This window comes from Bordetella holmesii (genome assembly GCF_020735985.1).
Lineage (GTDB): Bacteria > Pseudomonadota > Gammaproteobacteria > Burkholderiales > Burkholderiaceae_B > Bordetella > Bordetella holmesii.
Map to the genome: position 1 here is coordinate 1,322,954 of NZ_CP085973.1, position 23,972 is coordinate 1,346,925.

The window sequence follows — 23,972 nt, forward strand, 5'->3', positions numbered from 1 at the left end:
ATGGTGCGACGTCCCGCTTTTTGCTGGCCCCAGATCCGCACGGGCCGGCTGGCGCAGCAGGCAGGCGCAGTCCATTACAATGCTCGGCTGCCTAAGAATCTGGACGCTTGCGAGATGGTCGACGAAGTTTTGAATATCGAGTCCCTGGACCTGGAAGCCAGGGGCATTGCCCGCCGCGATGGCAAAGTGGTCTTCGTGGAGGGGGCGTTGCCTGGTGAGCGCGTGATTGCCGCCACGGTGCGCAAGAAGCCCTCCTATGAAATCGCCCGTGTCGAGACGGTGCTCAGACCTTCGGCGCAGCGGGTAGAACCGCGTTGCCCGCATTTTGGTGTCTGTGGCGGCTGTGCCATGCAGCACCTGGAGCCAACGTCCCAGGTCGCCATCAAGCAGCGTGCACTGGAAGATACGTTCTGGCACGTGGGCAAACTGCGGCCGCAGCGTGTGCTGCCGCCTTTGCATGGGCCGACGTGGGGTTATCGTTATCGCGCCCGCCTGTCGGTTCGCGTCGTGCCCAAGAAAGGCGGGGTGCTCGTGGGCTTCCACGAACGTAAAAGCAGCTACGTTGCCGACATGCGTGAATGCCATGTGCTGCCACGCCATGTGAGCGACCTGCTGGTGCCCTTGCACGCGATGATAGGGTCCATGTCGCGGCCCGAACGGATGCCGCAGATAGAGGTGGCGTTGGGCGACGCGGTTACGGCGCTGGTGCTGCGCCACCTCGAGCCGCTGACCGATCACGACATCGCCATCCTGCGCGAATTCGCCCGCGAGCATGATGTGCAATGGTGGCTGCAACCCAAGGGGCCGGATACCGTGCATGCACTCGATCCTGCCCATACCGATGCACTGGCCTACACCATGCCAGAGTTTGGCCTGCGCATGCCCTATCGGCCGACCGACTTCACTCAAGTCAACCACGCCATCAATCGTGCCATGGTGTCGCGGGCACTGTCCCTGCTCGACGTGCAGCCGACCGATCGCGTGGCCGATCTGTTCTGTGGCCTGGGCAACTTCACATTGCCGCTTGCGACGCAAGGGCGCGAAGCGGTGGGTGTCGAAGGCAGCAAAGCCCTGACCGACCGCGCGATGGAGGCGGCTTCGCGTCATGGGTTGGCCGCGACCACCCGTTTCGCCACACTCAACTTGTTCGAGGTGGACGTCTCATGGCTGCGCGGTTTAGGCTATTTTGACCGGATGCTGATCGATCCGCCGCGCGAAGGCGCCCACGCGGTGGCGCAGGCGCTGTCGCTGTTGAGCGCCGCCGAGCGGCCTTACCGCATCGTGTATGTGTCCTGTAACCCGGCCACACTGGCGCGCGACGCGTCCATCATGGTCCACGAAGGCGGCTATGCACTGAAGGCTGCCGGCGTGATCAACATGTTTCCCCACACCGGGCACGTTGAGTCCATTGCCGTGTTCGAATCGTTGCCCGAGGCGGACGTGCTGCATGCTCAGGAACAGGCTCGTCTGAAGGCAGAAGAGGCCAGGCTGGCGAGCCAAGCGGCCGCCGAGGCGGCCGCGGCTTAGTTTTTCGACAAGATCAAGTCGGCGATGATGGGACAGTCGGGCCTGTCATCGCCCTGGCAGTGGCGGGCCAGATGTTTGAGGGTATTGGCCATTTCCCGGAGCTCGGCGACCTTGCGCTCGAGTTCGGCCACGTGTTGCAGGGCAATCCGCTTGACGTCGGCGCTGGCACGGCTGCGGTCACGCCACAGTGCCAGCAATTCCTGCATCTGTTCGACTGAAAATCCCAGATTGCGTGCGCGGCGGATAAAGCGCAGCGTGTGCAGGTCTTCTGGCCCGTAGCGCCGGTAGCCGGCCTCGTTGCGTGCCGCCGGATTGATCAAACCGATGCTTTCGTAATAGCGGATCATCTTCGCGGAAATGCCGGTTGCTCCAGCGGCCTGGCCAATATTCATACTCGATCTCCAATAGGGCGCAAGGTTTTGAGTCGCAGGGCATTGCCCAGCACGAACACGCTCGACAGCGCCATGGCGCCGGCAGCAAATATCGGTGACAGCAGCAGTCCGAAGGCCGGATAGAGCGCGCCGGCCGCCACGGGAATGAGGGCGGCATTGTAGGCAAACGCCCAAAAGAGGTTCTGCCGGATGTTGCGCATCGTGGCCTGGCTGATTGCCACGGCATTGGGCACGCCGCGCAAGTCGTCAGCTATCAGCACGACCGAAGCAGCTTCGATGGCGACGTCGGTGCCGCTGCCTATGGCGATACCTACATCAGCCGCGGCCAACGCCGGTGCATCATTGATGCCGTCTCCCACGAAAGCTACCTTGCCGCTTGCCGCACGCAAGGCCTGCAGTGCCTGCACTTTGCCGTCTGGCAAGACTTCGGCGTGTACGTCGTCGATGCCCAGTTCGCGAGCGACCGCAGCGGCGGTGTGTGGGTTGTCACCGGTAATCATGGCCGTGCGCACACCGAGGCGGTGCAGCGCCTGCAGCGCCGAACGCGCCGACGGCTTGACCGGGTCGGCGATGGCCATCATTGCGATGGCCTTGCCGTCGGCAGCCACATAGATGGGGGTCTTGCCCGCGTCGCCCCAGTCTCGGGCCAGATCGCCGAAGCCGCTGACATCCACGCCTTCGGCCTGCATGAGGCGCGCCGCGCCGGAGACGATATGGTGGCCCTCCACGCTGGCGCGTACCCCGGCCCCGGTGACGGCCTCAAACCCTTGCGCTGCCGGCAGGTGCAGGCCCCGTTGCTGAGCTGCCGCGACAATGGCATGCGCAATGGGATGCTCGGAATGCATTTGCACGGCGGCCAGCCAGCCCAGCACCGTATCGCCTTGCATGCCCTCGGCGGGCTGGATGTCGGTCAACTTGGGTTTGCCCAAGGTGAGCGTGCCGGTCTTGTCGAACGCTACCAGCCTGACATCGCGCAGGCTCTGCAACGCATCCCCCTGGCGGAACAATACCCCCAACTCGGCGGCTCGCCCCGTTCCTACCATGATCGACGTAGGCGTAGCCAGGCCCATGGCACAAGGGCAGGCGATGATGAGCACGGCAACGCCTGCCACCAGCGCGTGGCTCAGGACAGGCGACGGCCCCCATATCAGCCATACCAGGAAGGTGAGGGTGGCCGCGGCCATCACGGCAGGCACGAACCAGCCCGTTACCTGATCGACCAGACCCTGGATGGGCAATCGAGCCCCCTGGGCGTTCTCCACCATCCGGATGATGTGGGCTAGCACCGTATCGGCGCCGGTATGGGTGACGCGCAGATTGAAACTGCCCGAGGTGTTCAGCGTGCCCCCGGTCGCCTTGGCCCCAGCCTGTTTTTCTACGGGCAAGGGCTCCCCGGTCAGCATGGATTCATCCACATAGGAGTGCCCGTCGATGATCTCGCCGTCCACGGGTATCTTCTCGCCCGGACGCACCATGACGATGTCCCCGGCACGGACGCGCTCGATCGGGATATCTACGGTCTGGCCCTCGCGCAGCACGCGCGCGGTACGCGGCTGTAGCCCGATCAGACGCTGGATGGCCGCGCCGGTCTTGCCTTTTGCGCGGGCCTCGAGCATGCGGCCGAGCAGAATCAGGGTGATGATGACGGCTGCGGCTTCAAAATACACGTTGCGCGCGGCCTCCGGCAGCCACTGCGGCGCAAACAGCACCACCACGGAATAGGCCCACGCGGCGCCGGACCCCAGTGCCACCAGCGAGTTCATTTCAGGGGCGCGGCGCCAAAGTGCGGCAAAGCCCTTGCTGAAAAAAGCCCGGCCAGGACCAAGCAGCACGAGCGTGGTCAGCGCGAACTGCACCATCCAACTGGTCTGTTCTCCCAATGTGTGGGTGACCCAGTGATGCATGGGCGCAAACAGGTGCGAACCCATCTCCAGGATGAATACGGGCAGCGTCAGGGCGAGCGCCCAGCAAAACGCGCGTTTCAAGTGGCGTGCCTCGGCGGCGCGCTGGTTAGCCAGTGCCTCGGCATGATGATCGTTTGCAGTCAATGCGTGCGCCTCATAGCCCACGCGCGCCACGGCATCCAGCAAAGCCTGGGGATCGGTATCCTTTAACTGCACCTGGGCGGTCTGTGTCGCGAGGTTGACGCTGGCTTCGGTCACGCCAGGCACGCCCGCCAAAGCATTCTGAACGCGTTTCACGCAGGAGGCGCAACTCATGCCGTCGATGGCAAGCTCGATACGGCCAGACGCAAGCGTAGAAGAAGTCATATTGGGTGATCCCGGTAGTCTGCTCTGAGCGCAGTCTGTGCCTTCCCATCATGGGAAGGTCAATCGATATTTTATGCTTGACCTTACTATGGTGGGAAGCTTTATTCTGTCTTTCATGATGGCAAGTCGCCATCCCTCACAGGAGTCGAACATGAGTGTTGCGTTTATCGTCCCCGATATGACTTGCGGCCATTGCGTCAAGACCATTACCCAAGCCGTTCAGAACGCCGTGCCGGGTGCGCAGGTTCAGATCGATTTGCCCGCGCACCGCGTGACGGTCAGTCCCGCCGAAGGCGCGGATGCCGCGGAAGCGGCCATCCGCCAGGCCGGCTATGATCCAAAGAAACAATAATTGAAAGTCCTGGGGCGATTTGGAATGGCTATCGATCAATTTAAATAATTGAATTGGATTGATCGATAGCAAATATTTAAAGTGGAGCCTTCGGTAGCGCGTAGGCGCCACCTCCCAAATACCCCAGGAGAACTGCATGCTGCAAAATCGTGAAGGCCAACGTGTTCCGAATGTGACATTTCCCGTCCGTGTCGACAACACCTGGAAGAAGCTGACCACCGACGACATATTCAAGAATCGCACCGTCGTCGTTTTTTCCTTGCCCGGTGCCTTTACCCCCACGTGCTCCTCGACCCACCTGCCGCGCTACAACGAACTGGCTCAGACGTTCTTTGATAACGGCGTGGACGACATCGTCTGCGTGTCGGTCAACGATACCTTCGTCATGAATGAGTGGGCCAAAGACCAGGAGTCCGCCAACATCAGCTTGTTGCCGGACGGCAATGGGCAATTCACCGAAGGCATGGGCATGCTGGTCGACAAGAGCGACCTGGGCTTTGGCAAGCGTAGCTGGCGCTACTCGATGCTGGTCGAAGACGGTGTGGTCAAAAAGATGTTCATCGAGCCCGAGAAAGAAGGCGACCCGTTCGAAGTCTCGGACGCCGACACTATGCTCGCTTACTTGGCTCCCGCAGCCAGCAAGCCCGATCAGGTCGTCGTGTTTTCCAAGCCAGGCTGCCCCTTCTGCGTCGAAGCGAAAGCCTTGCTCGAGTCCAAGGGCTATGACCCCATCGAGATCCCGCTGGAGCACAAAGTGCGTGGCCGCGTCATCGGAGCGGTTTCAGGTCGTGGTACCGCCCCGCAGGTCTTCATCAATGGCAAGCTCATTGGTGGCCTGGACGATCTGAAAGTCCACTTCGGCTGATCGCCGGTTGGGGCGGCCGCCCCACGTTGTACCTCCCTAGCGACGTATCCGCCGACCGCCCTGTGCGGTGGCCGGCGGATGCGTGCGCTTGCAGATCGAAGGAAAAAATATGAAATCCCTGCATACCGATATTGCTGTCATCGGTGCCGGCACGGCCGGTCTGGCGGCCTATCGCGCGGCTCGCGCCGCCGGCAAGCGCGCTGTCATCATCGAAGGCGGGCCTTATGGCACCACCTGCGCTCGTGTGGGGTGCATGCCCTCAAAACTGCTGATCGCCGCCGCCGAGGCTGCTCACGCCACCCGGCATACGGACGCTTTTGGTGTACGCGTGGCCGGCCCGGTGACCGTGGATGGCCAGGCGGTCATGGCGCGCGTCAAACGTGAGCGCGACCGCTTCGTCGGCTTTGTCCTTCAAGGCGTGGAGAACCTGCCTGCCGAAGACAAATTGCATGGTTATGCCCGGTTTCTGAGCGACCGCGTCCTGCGTGTGGATGATCACACTGAAGTGCATGCCGAGCGCGTGGTCATCGCTACCGGATCGCGGCCTGCCGTTCCTGCGCCGTTTTTGGCGCTGGGTGATCGGCTGGTCGTCAACGACGACGTGTTTGCCTGGGACAGCCTGCCTGCCCGCGTCGCGGTTTTCGGGCCGGGTGTCATCGGCCTGGAGCTTGGGCAAGCCCTGGCGCGTCTGGGCGTCAAGGTACACGTGTTTGGCGTCAGCGGCAGTCTGGGCGGCATCAGCGATCCCGCCGTGCGGCAGGCCGCCCGCAGAATCTTTCAGGCGGAGTTCTACCTCGACCCGGATGCGCGCGTGCTGGAGACCAAACGGGTCGGCGACGAGGTCGAGATCCGCTATATCACGCTGGACAACACGGAGCGTGTCGAACGTTTCGACTACGCGCTGGTAGCGGCCGGCCGCAAACCCAATGTCGATAAACTTGGTCTGGAAAACACGTCCTTGACGCTGGACGCTCGCGGCGTGCCGCAGTTTGACCGATCGACCATGCAGGTCGGGAGCTCGGCCATCTTTATTGCCGGAGACGCCAATGCCGATTCGCCGCTGTTGCATGAAGCCGCCGATGAGGGGCGTATCGCCGGTGAAAACGCGGCGCACTATCCGCAGGTGACGCAATCTCTGCGCCGCGCCGCGCTGGCAGTGGTGTTCTCGGATCCTCAGATTGCCCTGATCGGTACGGCACATGCACGTCTGCCGCGCGGGAGCTACGTAACGGGAGAGGTGGATTTTGCTGACCAGGGCAGATCGCGTGTCATGCTCAAGAATCGCGGCCTGCTGCACGTCTATGCAGAAATCGGCTCAGGCCGTTTTCTGGGCGCGGAAATGGTCGGGCCCGGCGCAGAGCATATCGGCCATTTGCTTGCCTGGGCGGTCCAGCAAAATATGACCATTACCCAAATGCTGGAAATGCCCTTCTACCATCCCGTGATCGAGGAAGGGCTGCGCACGGCCTTGCGCGACGCTCAAGCCCGCCTGGTGCAGGCCGGCGCGCCGCGCGCGGCCTGAGCGGCTGGCTTCAGGCGAACTTGCCCGGGTTTTCCACGTATTGAAGGGTAAATCCGGCGCGGTCGTCTTGCGCCAGTTCACGGGCCAGGTAGGGCATGGCGTCCTTGAGGGCCGCCTCCAGCGTCCAGGGCGGGTTGACGAGAAACATCCCGCTGCCGTGCAGACCGAATCCGTCAGTGGCCGGCCGCTTGACGCTAAGCGTGGCATGCAACCAACTTTTGACAGGCAACCGTTCAAGCAGGCGCGCCATTTCGCCAGCCTCGCGCCTTTGGACCAGCGGATACCACACCGCATACGTTCCGGTCGCGAAACGCTTTATGCCTTCTTTGACCGCGGTGAGCGTACGGCGGTAGTCCTGCTTGTCCTCATACGAGGGGTCGATCAGCACCATGCCGCGGCGGGTCGGCGGCGGCAAAAGTGCCTTGACGCCTTCGAAACCATCGGTCGAGTAGACCGTGGTCTGGCGCAGGGATATCCGGTCACGTTGCTCCAGGTTGTTGACGAGAATGCCCGACTCCGTCGGGTGCATTTCGAACAGCCGCAACCGATCGCGGTCGCGAAGGGCGTCCATTGTCAGCCAAGGCGAGCCCGGGTAATGGCGCAGCGTGCCGGACGGGTTGTAGGTCCGCACCTGCTGGACATAATCGGCCAGTAAAGGGGGAAGATCCGTACGCTCCCACAGGCGGCCGATGCCGTCGGCAAACTCGGCGTTCTTGCTGGCCCAATCGCTGTCGAGCGCGTACAGACCCGCGCCCGCATGGGTATCTATCACCCAGTAAGGCGCATCCTTGCGATTGAAATAGTCCAGTGTGTGGATGAGGATGGCGTGCTTGAGCACGTCGGCGTGGTTGCCGGCATGAAAGGCGTGGCGATAACTAAACACGGAAACTCTTCTTAGGCCGAAGGCCGAATGTCGGACAGTTTGTCGGTGAAAATGGCGTCCATGCCCCAGCTCAGCAGCTGTCGCGCGCGCGCCGGGTCATTCACGGTCCAGGCGGCAATCCGATAACCGGCCGCGTGCACCGCGTCGATCAATGCCGGCGTGGCGTCCTTCTGGTTGATATTCAGGGCGATGCAGCCATAGCGAGCCAGTCGCTCGCGCCAGTCTGCCGGCACCTTCTCGACCAGCAGGGCCCGTGGCAACTGTGGAGCAACCCGTTGCGCCTCGGCCAACGCCGGTTCCTCAAACGAAGACAGCAGCGGCAAAACGCTGGCGTCGTGCCAATACTCGGCGCACAGGCGGGCGACTTCGGCCCCCGTCTCGGCTTCGCGGCCCGGGCAGGGCTTGATTTCGACATTGCAGGCGATGCCATTGGCGCGCGTGTAGCGGGCGACCGACACGAAGCTTGCCACCGGTTCTCCGGCAAATGCCGGCGAATGCCAACTGCCCGCATCCAGCAGGGAGATCTCCGTATAAGATTTGTCCTTGGCCGGCCCCTGTCCGTCGGTCGTACGGTCGACGTCATCGTCATGCATCAGGATGGCGACGTTGTCGCGGCTGAGCTTGACGTCGAACTCAAACATCGTGAATCCATGGGCTGCACCGACGTGCATGGCCGCCAGGGTATTTTCGGGGGCCAGGTGCCCGCCGCCGCGATGGGCAATATAAGGAGAGTATGGCCAGGCCGGCAGGGAGGGCGTCATGTACAAGACCTCAAACAAGAATACGCGTCGGAAACATCGGGTAAAACACGGGGTTTCACGGCTTGCAAGCATACTCCCTAACGGGGGACGGGGCTTGGCGCACGAGGGGGTGGGCAGGGGCTGCGGAGGTGGTAAACTCCGGCGGCTGGCCCGGCACGGTTTCCACAAATGCCGCTGCAGGGTCCGGGCGAGCGTCCGGGCGAATTGTTTTCGCCTTTTTTATGCGTTTTGGCTTGGCACGGGGCCGCGCCAATCTGGCAACAGGGAATACATGTTTGAATTTATTCGCACCCATCGGCGTTGGATGCAGTTAATCCTGCTGCTTCTGATCGTGCCGTCTTTCGCGTTGGTAGGCGTGCAAGGCTATACCAGTTTCGTCAATGGCGAACCTGAGCTGGCCACCGTCGCGGGGCAGGGAGTCAAACAGTCGGAGTTCGATGCGGCTCACCGCAATCAGCTGGAGCAGTTCCGCCAGCGCCTGGGCACGCAATTTGATCCGGCCGTGCTCGACACGCCCGCCATGCGCGAGCAACTGCTCAATCAATTGATCGACCAGCGTTTGCTGGCCCAGGTCGCGCTGGACAACCGCTTCTCGGTTTCCGACGAAACGCTGCGCAACACGATTGCTGCCATTCCGCAGGTTCAGGACGACGGACGTTTCTCGCCGGAGCGCTACCGTCAGGTACTGGCCGCTCAGGGCCTGTCGCCGACGTCGTTTGAGAATGGCCTGCGTCGCGATCTCGCCGTGGCTCGTGTCCTTGAACCCATCGGTTTGTCGGCCCGAGTACCGCAGGTCGTGGTCCAGGACGTCGAGCAAGCGCTTACACAAAAGCGCACGATCCAGTTGCGTACCTTTGCCGCAGCCGATTTTCGCTCCAAGGTGACGGTCACTCCCCAAGACGTCCAGACGTGGTACGAGGCGAACAAAGAATCGCTGCGCGTGCCCGAGCAGGTTCAGGCGCAGTATCTGGTACTGGACGAAGCCGCCGCCACGCAGGGTGTCGAGGTCAAGGACGAGGACATCGCCAGCTATTACGAGCAGAATAAAAACCGCTTTGGCACCCCTGAGCAGCGTCGTGCCAGCCATATTCTGATCAACTCGGCGGCAAGTGATTCCGCGGATGCACGCAAGGCGGCCCGCGCCAAAGCTGAAGAAATTGCCCGTCAGGCAGCGGCCAACCCGGCCGGTTTTGCTGACCTGGCCAAGAAAGACTCCCAGGACGCCGGCTCGGCCGCCCAAGGAGGCGATCTGGGCTGGATTGCTGCGAATTCCGTCCCGCCCAGCCTGCAGCAGGCTATAGCAGGGATGTCCAAGGACGCCGTCTCCGGTGTGATCGAAAGCCCGTTTGGCTTTCACATCCTCAAGGTCACCGAGGTCAAGCCCGCCCAGGTCAAGACCCTGGCCGAAGTCAAGGACCAGATCTCCGGCGAAATCCGTAAGCAGTTGGCCTCGGCGCGTTTTGCCGAGATGGCAACCAAGCTGCAAGGCGCCGTCTATGATCAGCGCGACAGCCTGCAGCCGGCGGCCGATGCCCTGGGCCTGAAGCTGCGCACAGCCACCGGCATCACTCGCTCGGGGCTGTTGCCGGCCACGCAAGCCGGTGCAGGATCGGCTGCGGCGAGTGCCGACTCCGCTTTGCTTGAAAATCCGCGTGTGCGTCAGGCGCTGTTTGCTGCCGACGTCCTGCGCGAAAAGCAGAACACCGGCGTTATCGAACTCGCTCCCGACACGCTGTTGGCCTTGCGCGTTGCCGTCGTCGAGCCCTCGCAGATTCCGCCCTTGGACAAGGTCAAGGACGGCATTCGTGCCCGTTTGCTCGACGAGCGTTCGGCTCAGGCGGCCCGTGAGGCCGGCGAACAGGCGCTCAAGGCGCTGCAAACGCAGGATCAGGCGGAAGGCTTCGGCGCGCCGCTGACCATATCCCGCCAGGATCCGGGCAATTTGCCGCGCACGCTGGTCGACGCCGTCATGCGCATGGATGCTGCCAAATTGCCGGGTTTCGCCGGGGTGCCCTCTGGCAGCGACTATGTCCTGGCTCGCCTGGACAAGGTCGAAGCCGGACAACCCGACGCTCAGGCCGCCGAGATGCTTGCCCGTCAGCTTGGCGGCGCCTGGGGCGAAGCCGAAGATCAGGCCGTGCTCAAGATGCTGCGCGAAGCCTACAAGGTGCAAATCCTGCCGCCAGCCGCGCCCATCATCAAGGGAGATCAGCCCGCCGAAGGCTGATCGCCGCGCAGCAAGGGTTTCAGGCCCGGCCAGACGTTGTTCAGCAACGTCGGCTGGGCTTTTTCATTGGGGTGTATCCCGTCGGCCTGAAACAGCTCGCGATCCGTCGCCATGCCCTCCATGAGAAATGGTGTCAGGCTCACCCCTTCTTTCTGGGCCACGGCCTGGAAAACACGCGCAAAGCGTTCGGTGTAATCGCGTCCATAGTTGGGGGGGATTTGCATCCCGACGATCAATACTTTGGCGCCGGCACCTTTGGCTGCCTGTGTCATGGCCGCCAGGTTGTTTTCCGTCATGCTCAAAGGCAACCCGCGCAAGGCGTCATTCGACCCCAACTCCAGCACAACCACCGCCGGCGTATGACGCTTGAGCAAGCCAGGCAATCGTGCCGTGCCGCCGCTGGTGGTGTCACCGCTGATGCTGGCATTGACCACCTGATAATTCGGGTATTGTTCAGACAAGCGGCGAGCCAGTAGCGGCACCCAACCGGAGCCGCGGGCCAGACCATACTCGGCAGCCAGGCTATCACCCACCACCAGCACCGTTTGCCTATCGGCAGCGGTCGACGCGGTTTGAGCCTGAGCCGCCGGTACGCATGCCAGCATGAGTGAGACGGACAACACACGGAATAATGAGCGCATGGATATCAGCAACGCGATAGAAGTGATTGGGTTGAGCAAGCGGGTGACCGATGCCACGGGAGAGCTCACCATCTTGGATGGCCTTGATTTTACGGTCCGTTCCGGCGACGCCGTGGCTATCACCGGGAACTCCGGTTCCGGCAAGTCCACCTTGCTCGGACTGCTCGCCGGCTTGGATGTTCCCTCAGAAGGGCAAATCCGTCTGGCGGGCCAGGATCTGTTTGCGTTGGACGAAGATGGCCGTGCCGGGCTGCGGGCACGTTATGTGGGGTTCGTCTTCCAGTCGTTTCAGCTGTTGCCTAACCTTACGGCCCTCGAAAACGTCATGTTGCCACTGGAGCTGGCAGGCAGGCCCGGGGGGGCAAGCCGCAAGGCGGCCGAGTCCATGCTGCAGCGCGTGGGGCTGAGCGCCCGTCTGCATCACTATCCGCGCACGCTGTCGGGTGGCGAGCAGCAACGCGTATCGCTGGCGCGCGCCTTCGTGGTGCATCCGGCCTTACTCTTTGCCGACGAGCCGACAGGCAGCCTGGATGCCGCGACCGGGCAGACCGTTATCGACCTGATGTTCGAACTGCAGCGTGAGCAAGGGGCTACCCTGTTGCTGGTCACCCATGACGCCGGATTGGCCGCGCGCTGCGATCGCCAATTGGTGTTGTCCGGCGGGCGCCTGCAGGCTTAGCGCCGGACCGTGGCCGCCCGCCGCCACTCCAACATGCCGATCACGATGCCACTGCCGCAAATGATGGCAATGCCCAGCCAGGTCAGCGCGTCCGGGAAATGCCCCCAGAGCAGCCACCCCATGGTGGTTGCTCTGACGATCTGCATATAGACAAAAGGCGCCAGTGTGGATGCCGACGCATTGCGGTACGCCGCGATCTGCAGCAAGTGCCCCAATGCCCCCGACAATCCGGTCGACAACAGGATCAGCCAGTTCATGGGGCTTAGCCCGGCCAGCACGGGCAGTGCCGCCGGCAGGATGAAAGGCAGCGCAGCCGTCAGGCAGATCGTGCCCACCAGCCCGCTCCAGATCAGAGACGTGTAAGCGTCATCGCAGGCCACGCGCCGGGTGAGAATGAACTGTGCCGCAAAGCAGAAGGCGGTCAGTAGCCCGAATATCACCCCAACAGGATCCAGACCGCCACCCGGCCGGATGACGATCAGCACGCCCACAAAGGCTACCGCGCTGGCCACCCAGCGAGATAACCGAGGCGGTTCGCGCAATATCCAAGGCGCCACCGACAACACGATCATGGGCGCCAGGAAGTTGATCGCAGTCGCCTCGGCCTGGTGCAAGTAGCGCAGGGTCGTAAAGAACATCAGCGTGGCGCAGAACATCGCCGCGCCGCGCAAAATCTGATCGCGCGGGCGTCTTGCGCGCAGGATGCGCCGGCCACGCCGCGGCACCACCAGTGCCGTTACCACGACCAGGTGCACGACATAGCGCACCCAGCACAACATCAGCAACGGCACACCGGCCGTCATTACCCATTTGCCACTGGCGTCCAGGCAGGACAACGTCCACAACGAGAGGATAAGCAGCAACACCCCGACCAGGGGACGGCCGCTCGATGTCTGCGGGGGCGGCAGGCCGGATGGCGCGCCCAGGCCGGCGCGGGCCTGTTGCATGAGTCTCTCCTGAGGTCGCGGGTGTAGGGGCGTGCAAACGCCGGTCATCATACGCCCTCGGACAATCCCCTCCATCGAGCTGATAACGCTTGGTTAATTAGTCCTATCCAAAAGGCGCTGCACGGGGCAAGGACGAGGATGTGGTCCTAGTTGGTTCGAGAGAGGGTGCGACTATCCTGACACATTGAGGAGTGATCCTACATGTAAGTAGGGCCCTGTGAAGTGTTGCGCTGAGTAGTGTCTCTGCATCATCTGCTTAATTTTTTGATCCTGGTCCGCAACCAGCCCTCCGCCCAGCGGGCGCATCACGGGCAGCGCGGATAACAATCGTTGGCAGAGATACACCGTGAACGCCTCTCTCTATCGTTTGATCTTCAGCAAAGTACTGGGGATGTATGTCCCGGTATCCGAACTCAAGACGGCGGGTCGCCGCAAGGGCCGGCGAGCGCGCACCGGGGCAGGCGGGCCATATCGCTTACGTATGCTCTCTTGCGCGCTCTGGCTGGCCTTTGGCCTGTCCGGGCCTGCAGGCGCGCAGGTCACGCCCGCTGCCGGCGCCGCCACAACGACACATACGTCCGCCAATGGCGTGCCAGTGATTAACATCGCTGCACCCGATGCCCACGGCCTGTCGCACAACAAATTCCAGCAGTTCAACATCGTGGCGCCGGGCGCGGTGTTCAACAACAGCAAGCAGAACGGTCGATCGCAGATCGCCGGACAGATCAGCCGCAATCCCAACCTGACCGGCGCGCTGGCCTCAACCATTCTGTCCGAAGTGACCGGTCCCGGCGCCAGCAGCCTCAACGGAACGCTGGAAGTCCACGGCGGAACCGCCAACCTCATCATCGCCAATCCCAATGGCATCAGCGTCGATGGCCTTACCACCCTCAACACGCACAGCCTGACGCTGTCGACGGGCGTGCCGAGCGTGCGAGACGGCGTCGTCTCGCTGGGCGTCACCCAGGGTCAGCTCACCGTGGGCAGCAGTGGCGTCAATACCGATGGTTTGCAGACCTTCGACATGGTGGCCAAGCTCATCCAGATCGGCGGGGCCATTGGCGGCACGCAAGGCAACCAGGCCGATATCAAGGCGCTAGCGGGCAGCAGCAACTTCATCACCGCTACAAGGTCCGCAGCGCCGGTGCGGCGCAAGCGCGCCGCCGAGGCAGGCTCGGGCTATGCCATCGACGGCAGCGCCGCGGGCGCCATGCACGGCAAGGCCATCACCCTGATATCCACCGATGCGGGCCTGGGGGTACGCCAGCCGGGCACGCTCGTATCTGCCGGAGACATCAGTATCGACGCCCGCGGCAACGTCGAGGTCGGCAGTGCCAAAGCCAGGGATCTGGCCTTGCGTGCCGGCGCGGACGTCAAGGCCGGCACCGTTCAAACCGCTGGCAAACTCACCGCCAGCGCTGGCCGCAACCTGGCGGTCGATACGATGGTGGCAGGCCAGGGCGCCAGCATCACTACGGACTCCGGCGACATCACGCTGGGACCGGCCGGCAAGGCCGAAAGCGCCGCCTCCGAGCTCACCGGCAATGTCGAACTCACCGCGCGCAACGGCAGCATCATCCTGTCGCGTGACATCAAGGCCGATAGTTTCAAGGTCAGGGCAAGAAGCTGGGTATTCCGCAATGCCGTGGTCGAGGCCAGCGGCAAGAGCGGCGCGCCCAACAGCGTAGATGTGGAGGTCAGCGATCGCATCGTGCTGGTCGGCGCCCTGCATGGTGTTGACGGCGCAGGCAATCCCATCACCAATTCGGTGGTCAAGATGGTGGACGGACGTCCCGTGGTGCACGAAGCGTCCTCCGGCAAAGCTCTCCCAGATGCGACCGTGGGCTCCAGCGTCGGTGTGCGTGCCCTCAAGGGCAATATCCTGTTAAAGGGTAGTTCGCTCGACAATCAAAGCAGCGTCATCACCGCACTTGACGGCGATACCACGCTGAGCTTCACCGGCAATATCGAGAACCAGGGCGTGATTCAGAGCAAGAAGCGGCTCACGGTTACAGCAAAGGACATAAAAAATACGCTGCTGTTCGATTCCGATACCAATATCGAACTCACCGCTAGCGGAAAAATTGAGAACACTGGCGAGATCTCATCGCTGGACAAGATAAACAAACGCGCCGTGCGCAATGTACTTCTGCATGCGGGTGAAAAACTGACCAACAGCGGGTTTCTGGGGGCATCCGGAAAACTGACCATCGAGGGTAATGTCGCCCAAGATGGTGCAAAAACGCGTCCAGATGTGATCAATGATGCTCAGGGGCGAGTCGACGTAGAGGAACTGTCCTTAACCGGAAACCGTTTTGACAACAAAGGCAGTTTTGTTGTGCGAGGAAGCGGAGCGACCGCCGACGTGACACAGATGTTCCGCACGACAGGAAGCTTCGAAGTGTCCTCCCAGAATGGGTTAGACGTACGAGCCGGCGACGTGTATGCAGACGGAAAGCTTACGGTGAAGGGCCGGGCTAAGCTGGATGCTCGCGCCAATGCGCAGTTCGCGGCTAACGCCAAGGTTCAGGTAAACACGCTCGAGGTTAAGGCGCAAGATCTCATCAATAAGGGTGACGTCACCTCTACCGGCCAGGTAAACGTTCAGGCACAGCAGAGCATCGTCAATCACGGCAAACTCCAGGGACACGAAATCACGCTTGCCGCACAGAGAGATGTGCGCAACGAGGGCGTAGCGGTGCTGATCCAGGCGAGACAAGCACTTTCGGTGACTACCACTGGAAGCGTGACGAATGGCGGCACACTGCGAGGTAGAACGGTGACACTACAGACCGACGAGGCTGCTAATGAGCGAGGTGCGATGATTGTCGCGTCGCAGTCAGGCGACTTCAAGGTGAGGAAAAGCCTTCGCAATGAGGGGACGATCAGTACCAAGCGAACGGATATCCAGGCGGCAGAGCTTCACAACATGGCGGGTGGCAGTCTGTCAGCCACGTCGGCCAAGATTACGGTCTCGCAGGGCCTGACTAACAGCGGAGAGATCAAGGTCAGCGGCATGCTCGACGGCCGTGCGGCCACGTTGAGCAACCAGGCCGGTGCACAGCTGAGCGCCGCGCAAGCCAAGCTCAACGTCCAAGGCGATCTGTCTAACGCGGGGGACATCAAGACCCAGCAACTCACACTCGCGGCGAAAGGCTTGCACAATCAGCCAGGCGCCTTGCTTCAGGCGGACAGCGCGCAACTTACGGTTCAGGAAGACATCGACAACGCCGGCGAGGTCAAAGCAAAAAAACTGACGCTTGGCGCCCGAAAACTGCATAACAAGGCAACGGGCAAGATCCAGGCTGACAACGCCACCCTCAGGGTGCAATCGCTGGATAACGCGGGCGTGGCGCAGGCCAGCCACGACATGTCCATAATGACGACGGACTATGCCAATGCCGGTCAACTGAGGGCAGGGCACGATCTGACCTTGAACAGCAGCAACATTGCTGGCCTGACGATAGACGCCAAGCGTCAGTCCCCCCTCGCCAATGGCACGTTGACCCTGCAAGCCAAGTATCTGACGGTACGTACCGGCATCGAGAACCCAGGCAACGTCGTCTTGACGGCCAGCACGGGTGGCATCACCAACTACAGCCAGATCGCCACGCCCGGCGCGTTGACGTTGACGGCCAAAGGCGGCATCACCAATAGCCCTGGCTCGCTGATCTGGGCGGGCAAGGACGTCACTGCCTCGGGCCACACCATCGACAATCAGCGCGATGCCTGGCTGATGTCGCAAAACGGCAAGGTCACTCTTGCCGCCTCGCAAAAGCTGCGCAATGAGGCGGGCCGTATCGAGGCTGGCGGCAAGCTGTCCATCGATACCCCAAACCTCGAGAACCTCTCCGAACTGCAAGGCGATGTCCGCGTACAGCGCTCCCAGAAAGAAACGGTGAACATCTCCCAGGATCAGGGGTTCTGGAGCACCGGGCGTTGGGTGCGAACCAAAATCCACAGTTTTTCGGTGAGTACGCCCGTCAGTACCCTGAAGGTCAAGCAAGGGGGCATACGGGCCGGTGGCGATATCGACATAAACCAGCAGCAGCACAAAGGCAAGAAAGCACGCGTCTACAACGAGGGCGCCATCGTGGCCGGCGCGCAGCTGCGGGTCGATGGCAACGTCGAAAACCGTTCCAAGGGGAAGTCGCTCAGTGTCATGGACTATTTGCGCCAGAACACGGGCGGCTTTTCAACCCGCGTCGAAGAGGTGGCACTTCCTTCGGGTGGGCACGATGGCCGCTTCACGTCCCTCTACGACATGCTGGATTTCATGCTCAACAACAGCGCTCATCGCGTCTCGCTAGGCGGCTTTTATTCCTACTCGCCTACCTACAACCTGTTTCCGGTGCTGGCCGGGGCCGACCTGAGCAAAGCCCCCGAGCTGCAGAAGATGCTGGCCGCTGCGCTGGGTGCGGACTGGCGCGGCCTTACCGCAGTGCAGCGTGAAGAGCGTTGGCGAGAGTTCAAAAATGGCCGGCGCGGTGGCACGGTGGACTACTACCCTCTTGAGCAAACGGTTTTGGCTGGAAAAGCCGGCGTCACGCACACGGGTGGCACCATGCTCGTCGGTGGCAACAGCACGCAAAACGCCGCAGCGGCCAGCTTGCAGGCCCACCAGCGCCAGCAGGCACAGATCGGTAAAGTTCAGGTGCCCATACTGGCAGGGACGCTGGATGCAACCTTCAAGCTCGACGAGCCGCAACTCGAGGACATCGATCTTGATTTTCCGGATCCGGTGCTCGATGAGTTGCTGGCAAACCGCTTCGTGTTCCGGCCGGTGTCGCCGACGATCAGTACTGCAGCCATCAAGGCGCCCGGCAAGCAGACCTTGCCACGCCCCTATTTCGAGACGCGGCTCAACTACATCGATCAGTCGCAATTCTACGGCTCAGGCTATTTCTTCCAGAAACTGGGCTATCAACCGCAGCAGGGTGCGCGCGTTAGCGGCGACAACTATTTCGATACGCAATGGATATTGCGTGAGCGTGCCCGCCTGCTGGGTGCTGCAGGGGCGCGGATGGGCAGTGGCGACGCTCAGACCGTCAAACAGCTGATGGACAACGGCAGTGAACAGGCCTCTCGTCTTGGCTTGCAGGTCGGCCAGGCGTTGAGCGCTGACCAGGTGGCCAAACTGGACAAGGATACGGTCTGGTATGTCTGGACGCGGATAAACGGCACGCAGGTCTTGATGCCGCGCGTCTACCTGGCCCGCGCCTCCAGGCAGGCCGCCGACGACGTGCGCAAGCAAGGGGGGGCCGTCGTGGCATCGGCGGGCGATATCAATGTCGACACGGGCGGAGGGGATGTCACCGTGGCCAATGGGGCTCTGGTGGGCGCGAAGGTGTCGATTGACACGCGCAGCGCCGTGGCCAAGCAGGAGGCCGCCCAACGCGACGCCATGCTCGCCCGGTTGGGGCAGGAGCTCGGCACGCCCCTGAACAGCGCCATCGACACGCTTGCCCAGGCGCACCAGACACAGTTGCAGCAAGCGGCGGGCAAGGTCATGGCGTTGGCGGGAGCGGCGTTGGCCAAAGCGCCAGACGGCAAGGTCACCTTGGACGTCTCCAAGCTCGATACCACGCAGTTGGCGCGTCTGCAGTCCTCTGCCCAGGACTTCTACTGGAACAGCCAGCTCAACGCCACCGACCTGCTGGAGCTGGGCCGCGCCTCCGTGGGCCTGGATGCAAGCGGCACCAGCGTCGCGGCCGGCGGCCTGAACGCCGATGCGGCTCGAGGCATGTTGGCGGAGCGTGCCGGGGCCTGGCGGCAGAAGCACGATAAAGGTCAGGCGCTGACACATAAGCAGTTGCTGGATGTGCTGCAGCGCGTCTCCGAGGCGTCGACAGGCAAACTGGCTGTGACCAAACCTACGGCTGCGGCCGTTACCAAAGCGGCGCAGCGGCTGGCCGAAAGCGAAATGCGCGCCAAGGGCAGCTATGCCATCAAGGCCGCCATCGGGCAGGCCAACTTCAGCAGCACGGGCGGTGTCCGGGCCGGGATCTCCGGCCAAGAGAGTGTGACCGTCAGAGCAGGCGACAGCCAGATTGCGGGCGCGCAACTGCAGGGCAAGACGGTCGACCTCCAGACCGAGGGCAGGCTGCGCACCATTGTCGGGATGCGGTACGACGAGAAGGGGCACTTGCTCGCTCGCGATGATCAATCTCAGATCCAGGGCAGCGATTCGGTCAAGATCGCCGCAACCGACTACGCGAGCGAAGGCGGCATCGTGGCCTCGGCCGGCGAGGTCGCGCTCAAGACGTCCACGATCAAACTCGGTACGGTCAAAGAGGTGGGGTCGCACTATGCCTCCCACGTCACTCACGCGCTGGGCGAGGCGCTTGCCGCGCTGTCCCAGACCATCAAGACCGAGCAGTCTGCCAGCGCGACCGACGTCGGCAGCACCATTACCGCCAAAAAACTGATCGTCGACAACAGTGGCGACGTGTCGGTGACTGGGGGCACGATCGACGCGAACAAGAGCGAAATCGATATCGGCGGCAATCTTCAGCTCAAGGCGGGTGAAAACCACTACTACGGTTACAGCCGCGAAGACCGTCGCGAGTTGGCCCTTGGCGCGGCAGTGGGGGCAGGCGGCTACGAGGCCGCCGCCTCGCTGGGTAGCGAAACCGGCGGCTCGGCCCACGCCGGACGCGGCAAAACAGCGGGCGCCCGGCTGACGGCGGGTTTCTCGGCGTCCTCTGAAGAAAGCACCATACAGGCCAAGACCCACCGTAATGCACAGTTCAACGTGGGCGAGGGCAAGGTAAACGTGCGTGGCACGGCTGATCTGGGCGGCGCGGACATCAACCGCGATCTGGCCAAGTCTCAGGCAGCGGTTGGTGCCGCAGGGCTGAGCATCGAGGCCGGCAACATTGCCAGCACCAAAGCGGTGGACGACATCCACACGCAAACTTCGTACACCCGCTATACGTTGGGTGCGGAGGCCAATGCCGGATCTTCAGTGGCGACGACGGCGACCCGCTTCGGAGACATGATCGCGCAGACGGTGGACGACCCCAAGCGCAAGATCGACCCGGCGCTGGCCGCGGCCATGGCGGCAACAGAGACCACGCAATTGTTGTTGGGCGACACCGGCTCACTGACCGGTACCGCTAAGGCCGGCGCTGAGTGGGGTCACCAAACCAGCACCGAAACCCGGGAGAGCACACAGACCTTCGGTGGCAATATCTCGTTGGCGGCCAACAAAGGCGACATCACTCTGGCCGGTACGCAGTTCAAAGGCGGCGATCGCGTCACGCTCGATGCCAAAGGTGATGTGTCGCTCAGGGCTGCGCAGTCCCGTACGGTCAGTCATGGCGAAGATCATGGTTTGACGCTTTCGGCGTCGATCAACGGCGGCGTCAACGCCGCGCTCGGGGCGGCCGGAGCCGGCGTGTCCGCTACCTTGTCGGGTTCGCACACCGTCAGTACGGAAAACAGCACCCGTTACCAGAATGCCAACATAGCGGCGGGCGAGGTCAGTATTCGAACCGCGGGCGACCTCGCGCTGTCAGGCGCACGGATAACCGTGCAGGATAAAGCCAAGATTGATGTCGGCGGCAACACGCGCATCACCAGCGTGCAGGACGACATTCAACGCAAGCAGGAGGGCGGCACTTGGACGGCCGGGGCGGTGGCAGGGGTCAACACCAAGACCATCGGTTCGGCCTCGGTCACGGTAGGCCTGACCGGTGAGGAGCATCACGACAATGCCAAGGTCGTTCGAGAACAGGCCGGCATACAAGCAGGCAAGAGCCTGACGCTCACTTCGGGGGGCAACCTGGATGTCACGGGCGCCCATCTGGTCAGTGCGGATGGCCGCGTCAACGCCGGTGGCAAGATCAACGCCAGCCAGCTCAAGGACAAAATAGACAAAGATGGTGGCAAGGCTGGTGGATCGGGTGCCATCAACCCGACGACCGGCTTACCTATGGTGACCATCGAGTATGGGCGCGATGCACGAGACCATGTGGAGGCGACCAACAACGCTACGATTGCTGTGGGCAAGGCGTCCCATGTCGCGGCGGCCCAGGGTATTGCGGGGCATCTCAATACCGACGTCGGGCAGCAGCGCGTTGTCACGCGGGAAGAGTACTACGCCGGCGGGGAGTCCGCGCTGTCTGTCGCACTGAAGCCGGCGGTAGAAAAACTGCGTGACAAGCTGAACAAGCAGGACGTGGTCGAACATGCTCCGCCAGTGGTGAAAACCAAAGTCGTCAATACCCAAACGGCGACCATCACGCCGCCGCGTGACGTCCACCACGCCAAGGTGGTCGACCCTGGTCATCCTGCTCCGGTGGTCAAGACCAAGGTCATCAAGACGGAGACCGCGACGGTTAGCTCGACCCCCAAGGTTCAGTACGCGCAGCGGGTCGACCCCGGACATCCCGCCCCGATGGTCAAGGCCAAGGTCATCAAGACCGAAACCGCGACGGTCACCACGACCCCCAAGGTTCAATACGCGCAGCGGGTCGACCCCGGACATCCGGCGCCGGTGGTCAAGACCAAGGTCGTCAAGACCGAAACCGCGACGGTTACCACGACCCCCAAGGTTCAGTATGCGCAACGGGTCGACCCCGGACATCCGGCGCCGGTGGTCAAGACCAAGGTAATCAAGACCGAAAAGGCGACTCTCACGACGACTCCCAAGGTTCAGCATGCCAAAGTGGTGAATCCGGAGCCGGAGGTGCCTGCGGTGTCCACCCCGGTGTCGCAGCCGCCGAAATTGGTGGCGCCTCCCGTAGCGGACCAGGTTGATGCCGGTCCCAAACCTGCGCCAAAGGTCGATCCTAAGCCCAAGGCCAAAGCGGCGGCGGCCCGACCAAATATCAAGCCTCAACCGCAAGGCGGCCGGTATGCCGTCCAGGAGCAGGTCAAGGTCGCACAGAAGCAGGTGTCCGAGATCAACCTCATGAAGGATGTAGGAGGCAAGCTTGCCAAACCCGTCACGCTGACGTTTACCGGACCCAATGGACCTGAAACCGTCACCATCACGCGGCGCGAGCAACTGATGAAGCTCGACGGCAAGCTCTTGACGAGCAAGCCTGCCCAAGGGGCGGAGCAGAAGTTCCTTCTCAAGGTCGAGGACGTCGGCGGCAAGAACTACCGTATCTCCTATAGGACAGCGAAGTAGGCAGGGGCTTTGCCTGGTTGGCGGAAAAGGGATCTTCCCTTTTCCGCCTTTTTTTGGTTCATCGCGGAATAGCGTGGAGCCGTGCTTGATTGCCGTTACGCTTGATCCTTGATTTTTCAAGGATCAAGGCCGGGATCATGCTGGACCGCAAGACGATCGAGAGGTTGGGTGGGTGGGAAGGTTATCGGGTGGAGCGGGTCGTGTGGCCTGAAGGTGAGAGCCGGACGGTCACGATTTACCTGAAGCCTTCAGCGCGAACGATGCACTGCGAGCACTGCGGCAACCGATGTCGGCAGGTGCATGAGACGACCACGCGCCGGGTGCGGGATCTGCCGCTAATGGCGCTGCGAGTGACGCTGGTAGTGCCGCGTCGGCGGGTCTGGTGCGAGCAGTGCGGTGGACCGCATCTGGAGAGGCTGAGCTGGCTGGGCCGTTACCAGCGAGTGACCGACCGGCTGGCCGAGGCGGTCAGCCAGTTGCTTGAGTCCAGCAACATTCTGGCCGTGGCGCGCTTCTTCCAACTGGGTTGGCACACGGTCAAGGCGCTGGACAAGGCCCTGCTGCGACGGGCGATCCAAGAGCCGGACTGGAGCCAGATCCACTACCTAGCGATGGACGAGTTCGCTCTACACAAGGGCCATCGTTATGCCACGGTCGTTGTCGATCCGATCCGCCGTCAGGTGCTATGGATCGGTGATGGCCGCTCGCGCGAGACGGCCAGAGCCTTCTTCGAACAACTGCCAACAGGAGTTGCCCAGCAGATCCGGGCCGTAGCGATCGACATGACGACGGCCTATGAGCTGGAGATCCAGGCCAACTGCCCCAACGCCGAGATCGTCTACGACCTGTTCCACGTCGTGGCCAAGTACGGCCGTGAAGTGATAGACCGGGTGCGTGTAGACCAAGCGAACCAGTTGCGGCACGACAAGCCGGCCCGCCGGGTGATCAAGTCCAGTCGCTGGCTACTGCTGCGCAATCGCAAAAACCTCGATCCGTGCCAATCGGTAAAGTTGGACGAGTTGCTCCAGGCCAACCAGCCTTTGCTCACCGCTTATCTGATGCGCGATGAGCTCAAACAGCTGTGGTTCTACCAACACCCCGGCTACGCCCGCCAGGCATGGGATCACTGGCTGCAACAGGACATGCCTGCTCCTGGCAATGAGCGCAGGCGCTCTTGCCTCGGACGGCACCATCACCATCCGCGGCGAGATCATCGACACCACCTGCAAGATAGAAGACGCCGAACCGCCTGCGGACATCGCGGTCCGCCTGCCCAAGATCTCCACCGCCGCGATCCGGCATGTCAATGACACCGCCGGGGCCACGGTTTTCACTATCCGCTTGAGCGAATGCCCGGCGGCCATCAATGGGCAGAACGTTCATATTTACTTCGAGCCTGGGCACACGACTGACTATGACTCGCACACCTTGATTCCGTATCAACTGGCAACGGCCGCCACGCCCATCCCGCAAGCGGGAGTCGGCGCCACGCGCCTCGACCATTTGCGTATCGAGCTTGCCGGCTTGGACGGTGTGCAGATTCCCATGGGTAGTACGCCCGACATGCAAAAGGCGATTGCAGGAAACACCTTCCGAGTGACGGATAACAAGGCCGATGCGCGATTCATCGCCCGCTACAAGCGAATATCTGATGGCGCGATCGCAGCGAGCCACGTCGGCACGACGGTCCAGTTCTCGGTGATGTACCCCTGACCCGAATAGGCCAGCTGACAGCAAGTGGCTGCGGCTGACATCCCTTCCTGAAAG

General features: G+C 62.3%; 14 protein-coding genes and 1 pseudogene. 9 read left to right on the plus strand and 6 right to left on the minus strand.

Features of this window, described 5'->3' with window-relative positions; translation table 11 throughout:
* The first annotated feature begins 114 nt into the window (after positions 1 to 114).
* Positions 115 to 1,527: a 23S rRNA (uracil(1939)-C(5))-methyltransferase RlmD gene (gene rlmD, locus LK440_RS06335; protein WP_025341459.1), complete on the plus strand. Its 1,413-nt coding sequence runs from the start codon at positions 115 to 117 to the stop codon at positions 1,525 to 1,527.
* Here rlmD and cueR read toward each other — a convergent pair.
* Both cueR and LK440_RS06345 read right to left on the minus strand, forming a co-directional pair.
* Positions 1,524 to 1,919, minus strand: coding sequence for a Cu(I)-responsive transcriptional regulator (gene cueR / locus LK440_RS06340; protein WP_005014116.1), 396 nt, complete (start codon positions 1,917 to 1,919; stop codon positions 1,524 to 1,526). The genes rlmD and cueR overlap by 4 nt on opposite strands.
* Positions 1,916 to 4,189: a heavy metal translocating P-type ATPase gene (locus LK440_RS06345; RefSeq protein WP_005014115.1), complete on the minus strand. Its 2,274-nt coding sequence runs from the start codon at positions 4,187 to 4,189 to the stop codon at positions 1,916 to 1,918. The genes cueR and LK440_RS06345 overlap by 4 nt, the downstream gene beginning before the upstream one ends.
* Before the next feature lie 151 nt (positions 4,190 to 4,340).
* Here LK440_RS06345 and LK440_RS06350 point away from each other — a divergent pair, with 151 nt between their 5' ends.
* From LK440_RS06350 to LK440_RS06360, 3 genes are all read left to right on the plus strand, one after another.
* Positions 4,341 to 4,541, plus strand: a complete 201-nt coding sequence (locus tag LK440_RS06350; RefSeq protein ID WP_005014114.1) for a heavy-metal-associated domain-containing protein — start codon at positions 4,341 to 4,343, stop codon at positions 4,539 to 4,541.
* Between the two features lie 136 nt (positions 4,542 to 4,677).
* On the plus strand, positions 4,678 to 5,406 hold the full coding sequence (locus LK440_RS06355; RefSeq protein ID WP_005014113.1) for a glutathione peroxidase: 729 nt from the start codon (positions 4,678 to 4,680) through the stop codon (positions 5,404 to 5,406).
* 109 nt (positions 5,407 to 5,515) lie between these two features.
* Positions 5,516 to 6,928 carry a dihydrolipoyl dehydrogenase gene (locus LK440_RS06360; RefSeq protein WP_005014112.1) on the plus strand — a complete coding sequence of 471 codons (1,413 nt, stop codon included), beginning with the start codon at positions 5,516 to 5,518 and terminating at the stop codon, positions 6,926 to 6,928.
* Between the two features lie 10 nt (positions 6,929 to 6,938).
* On the opposite strand, the gene LK440_RS06365 is transcribed toward LK440_RS06360, so the two are convergent.
* Together LK440_RS06365 and ugpQ are read right to left on the minus strand one after the other, a co-directional pair.
* Positions 6,939 to 7,811 carry a 23S rRNA (adenine(2030)-N(6))-methyltransferase RlmJ gene (locus LK440_RS06365; protein WP_005014111.1) on the minus strand — a complete coding sequence of 291 codons (873 nt, stop codon included), beginning with the start codon at positions 7,809 to 7,811 and terminating at the stop codon, positions 6,939 to 6,941.
* An 11-nt stretch (positions 7,812 to 7,822) separates the two neighbouring features.
* The gene (gene ugpQ / locus LK440_RS06370; protein ID WP_005014110.1) at positions 7,823 to 8,572 is read right to left on the minus strand and encodes a glycerophosphodiester phosphodiesterase; all 750 of its coding nucleotides are present in this window, start codon (positions 8,570 to 8,572) and stop codon (positions 7,823 to 7,825) included.
* A gap of 271 nt (positions 8,573 to 8,843) precedes the next feature.
* Here ugpQ and LK440_RS06375 point away from each other — a divergent pair, with 271 nt between their 5' ends.
* Entirely contained in the window at positions 8,844 to 10,799 is a 1,956-nt protein-coding gene (locus tag LK440_RS06375) for a SurA N-terminal domain-containing protein (RefSeq protein ID WP_005014109.1), read from the plus strand.
* Here the strand turns inward: LK440_RS06375 and LK440_RS06380 are convergent.
* Entirely contained in the window at positions 10,781 to 11,440 is a 660-nt protein-coding gene (locus LK440_RS06380; RefSeq protein ID WP_026087871.1) for an arylesterase, read from the minus strand. The two genes, LK440_RS06375 and LK440_RS06380, sit on opposite strands and share 19 nt — an antisense overlap.
* On the opposite strand from LK440_RS06380, the gene LK440_RS06385 reads away from it, so the two are divergent.
* Complete coding sequence (locus tag LK440_RS06385; protein WP_005014106.1) at positions 11,439 to 12,119, plus strand: ABC transporter ATP-binding protein; 681 nt, start codon at positions 11,439 to 11,441, stop codon at positions 12,117 to 12,119. The two genes, LK440_RS06380 and LK440_RS06385, sit on opposite strands and share 2 nt — an antisense overlap.
* Here the strand turns inward: LK440_RS06385 and LK440_RS06390 are convergent.
* Positions 12,116 to 13,066 (minus strand): DMT family transporter, encoded by a 951-nt coding sequence (locus LK440_RS06390; protein WP_005014105.1) that lies wholly within the window; start codon positions 13,064 to 13,066, stop codon positions 12,116 to 12,118. The two genes, LK440_RS06385 and LK440_RS06390, sit on opposite strands and share 4 nt — an antisense overlap.
* Before the next feature lie 346 nt (positions 13,067 to 13,412).
* Here LK440_RS06390 and LK440_RS06395 point away from each other — a divergent pair, with 346 nt between their 5' ends.
* The 3 genes and pseudogenes from LK440_RS06395 to LK440_RS06405 all read left to right on the plus strand — a co-directional run bounded on the left by LK440_RS06395 (position 13,413) and on the right by LK440_RS06405 (position 23,918).
* Complete coding sequence (locus LK440_RS06395) at positions 13,413 to 22,205, plus strand: two-partner secretion domain-containing protein (protein ID WP_110097774.1); 8,793 nt, start codon at positions 13,413 to 13,415, stop codon at positions 22,203 to 22,205.
* Positions 22,206 to 22,342: 137 nt separating this feature from the next.
* Positions 22,343 to 23,344 (plus strand): annotated as a pseudogene (locus tag LK440_RS06400) (ISL3 family transposase); the annotation flags it as partial.
* Between the two features lie 19 nt (positions 23,345 to 23,363).
* Positions 23,364 to 23,918, plus strand: a complete 555-nt coding sequence (locus tag LK440_RS06405) for a fimbrial protein (protein ID WP_017685298.1) — start codon at positions 23,364 to 23,366, stop codon at positions 23,916 to 23,918.
* Positions 23,919 to 23,972: the final 54 nt, after the last annotated feature.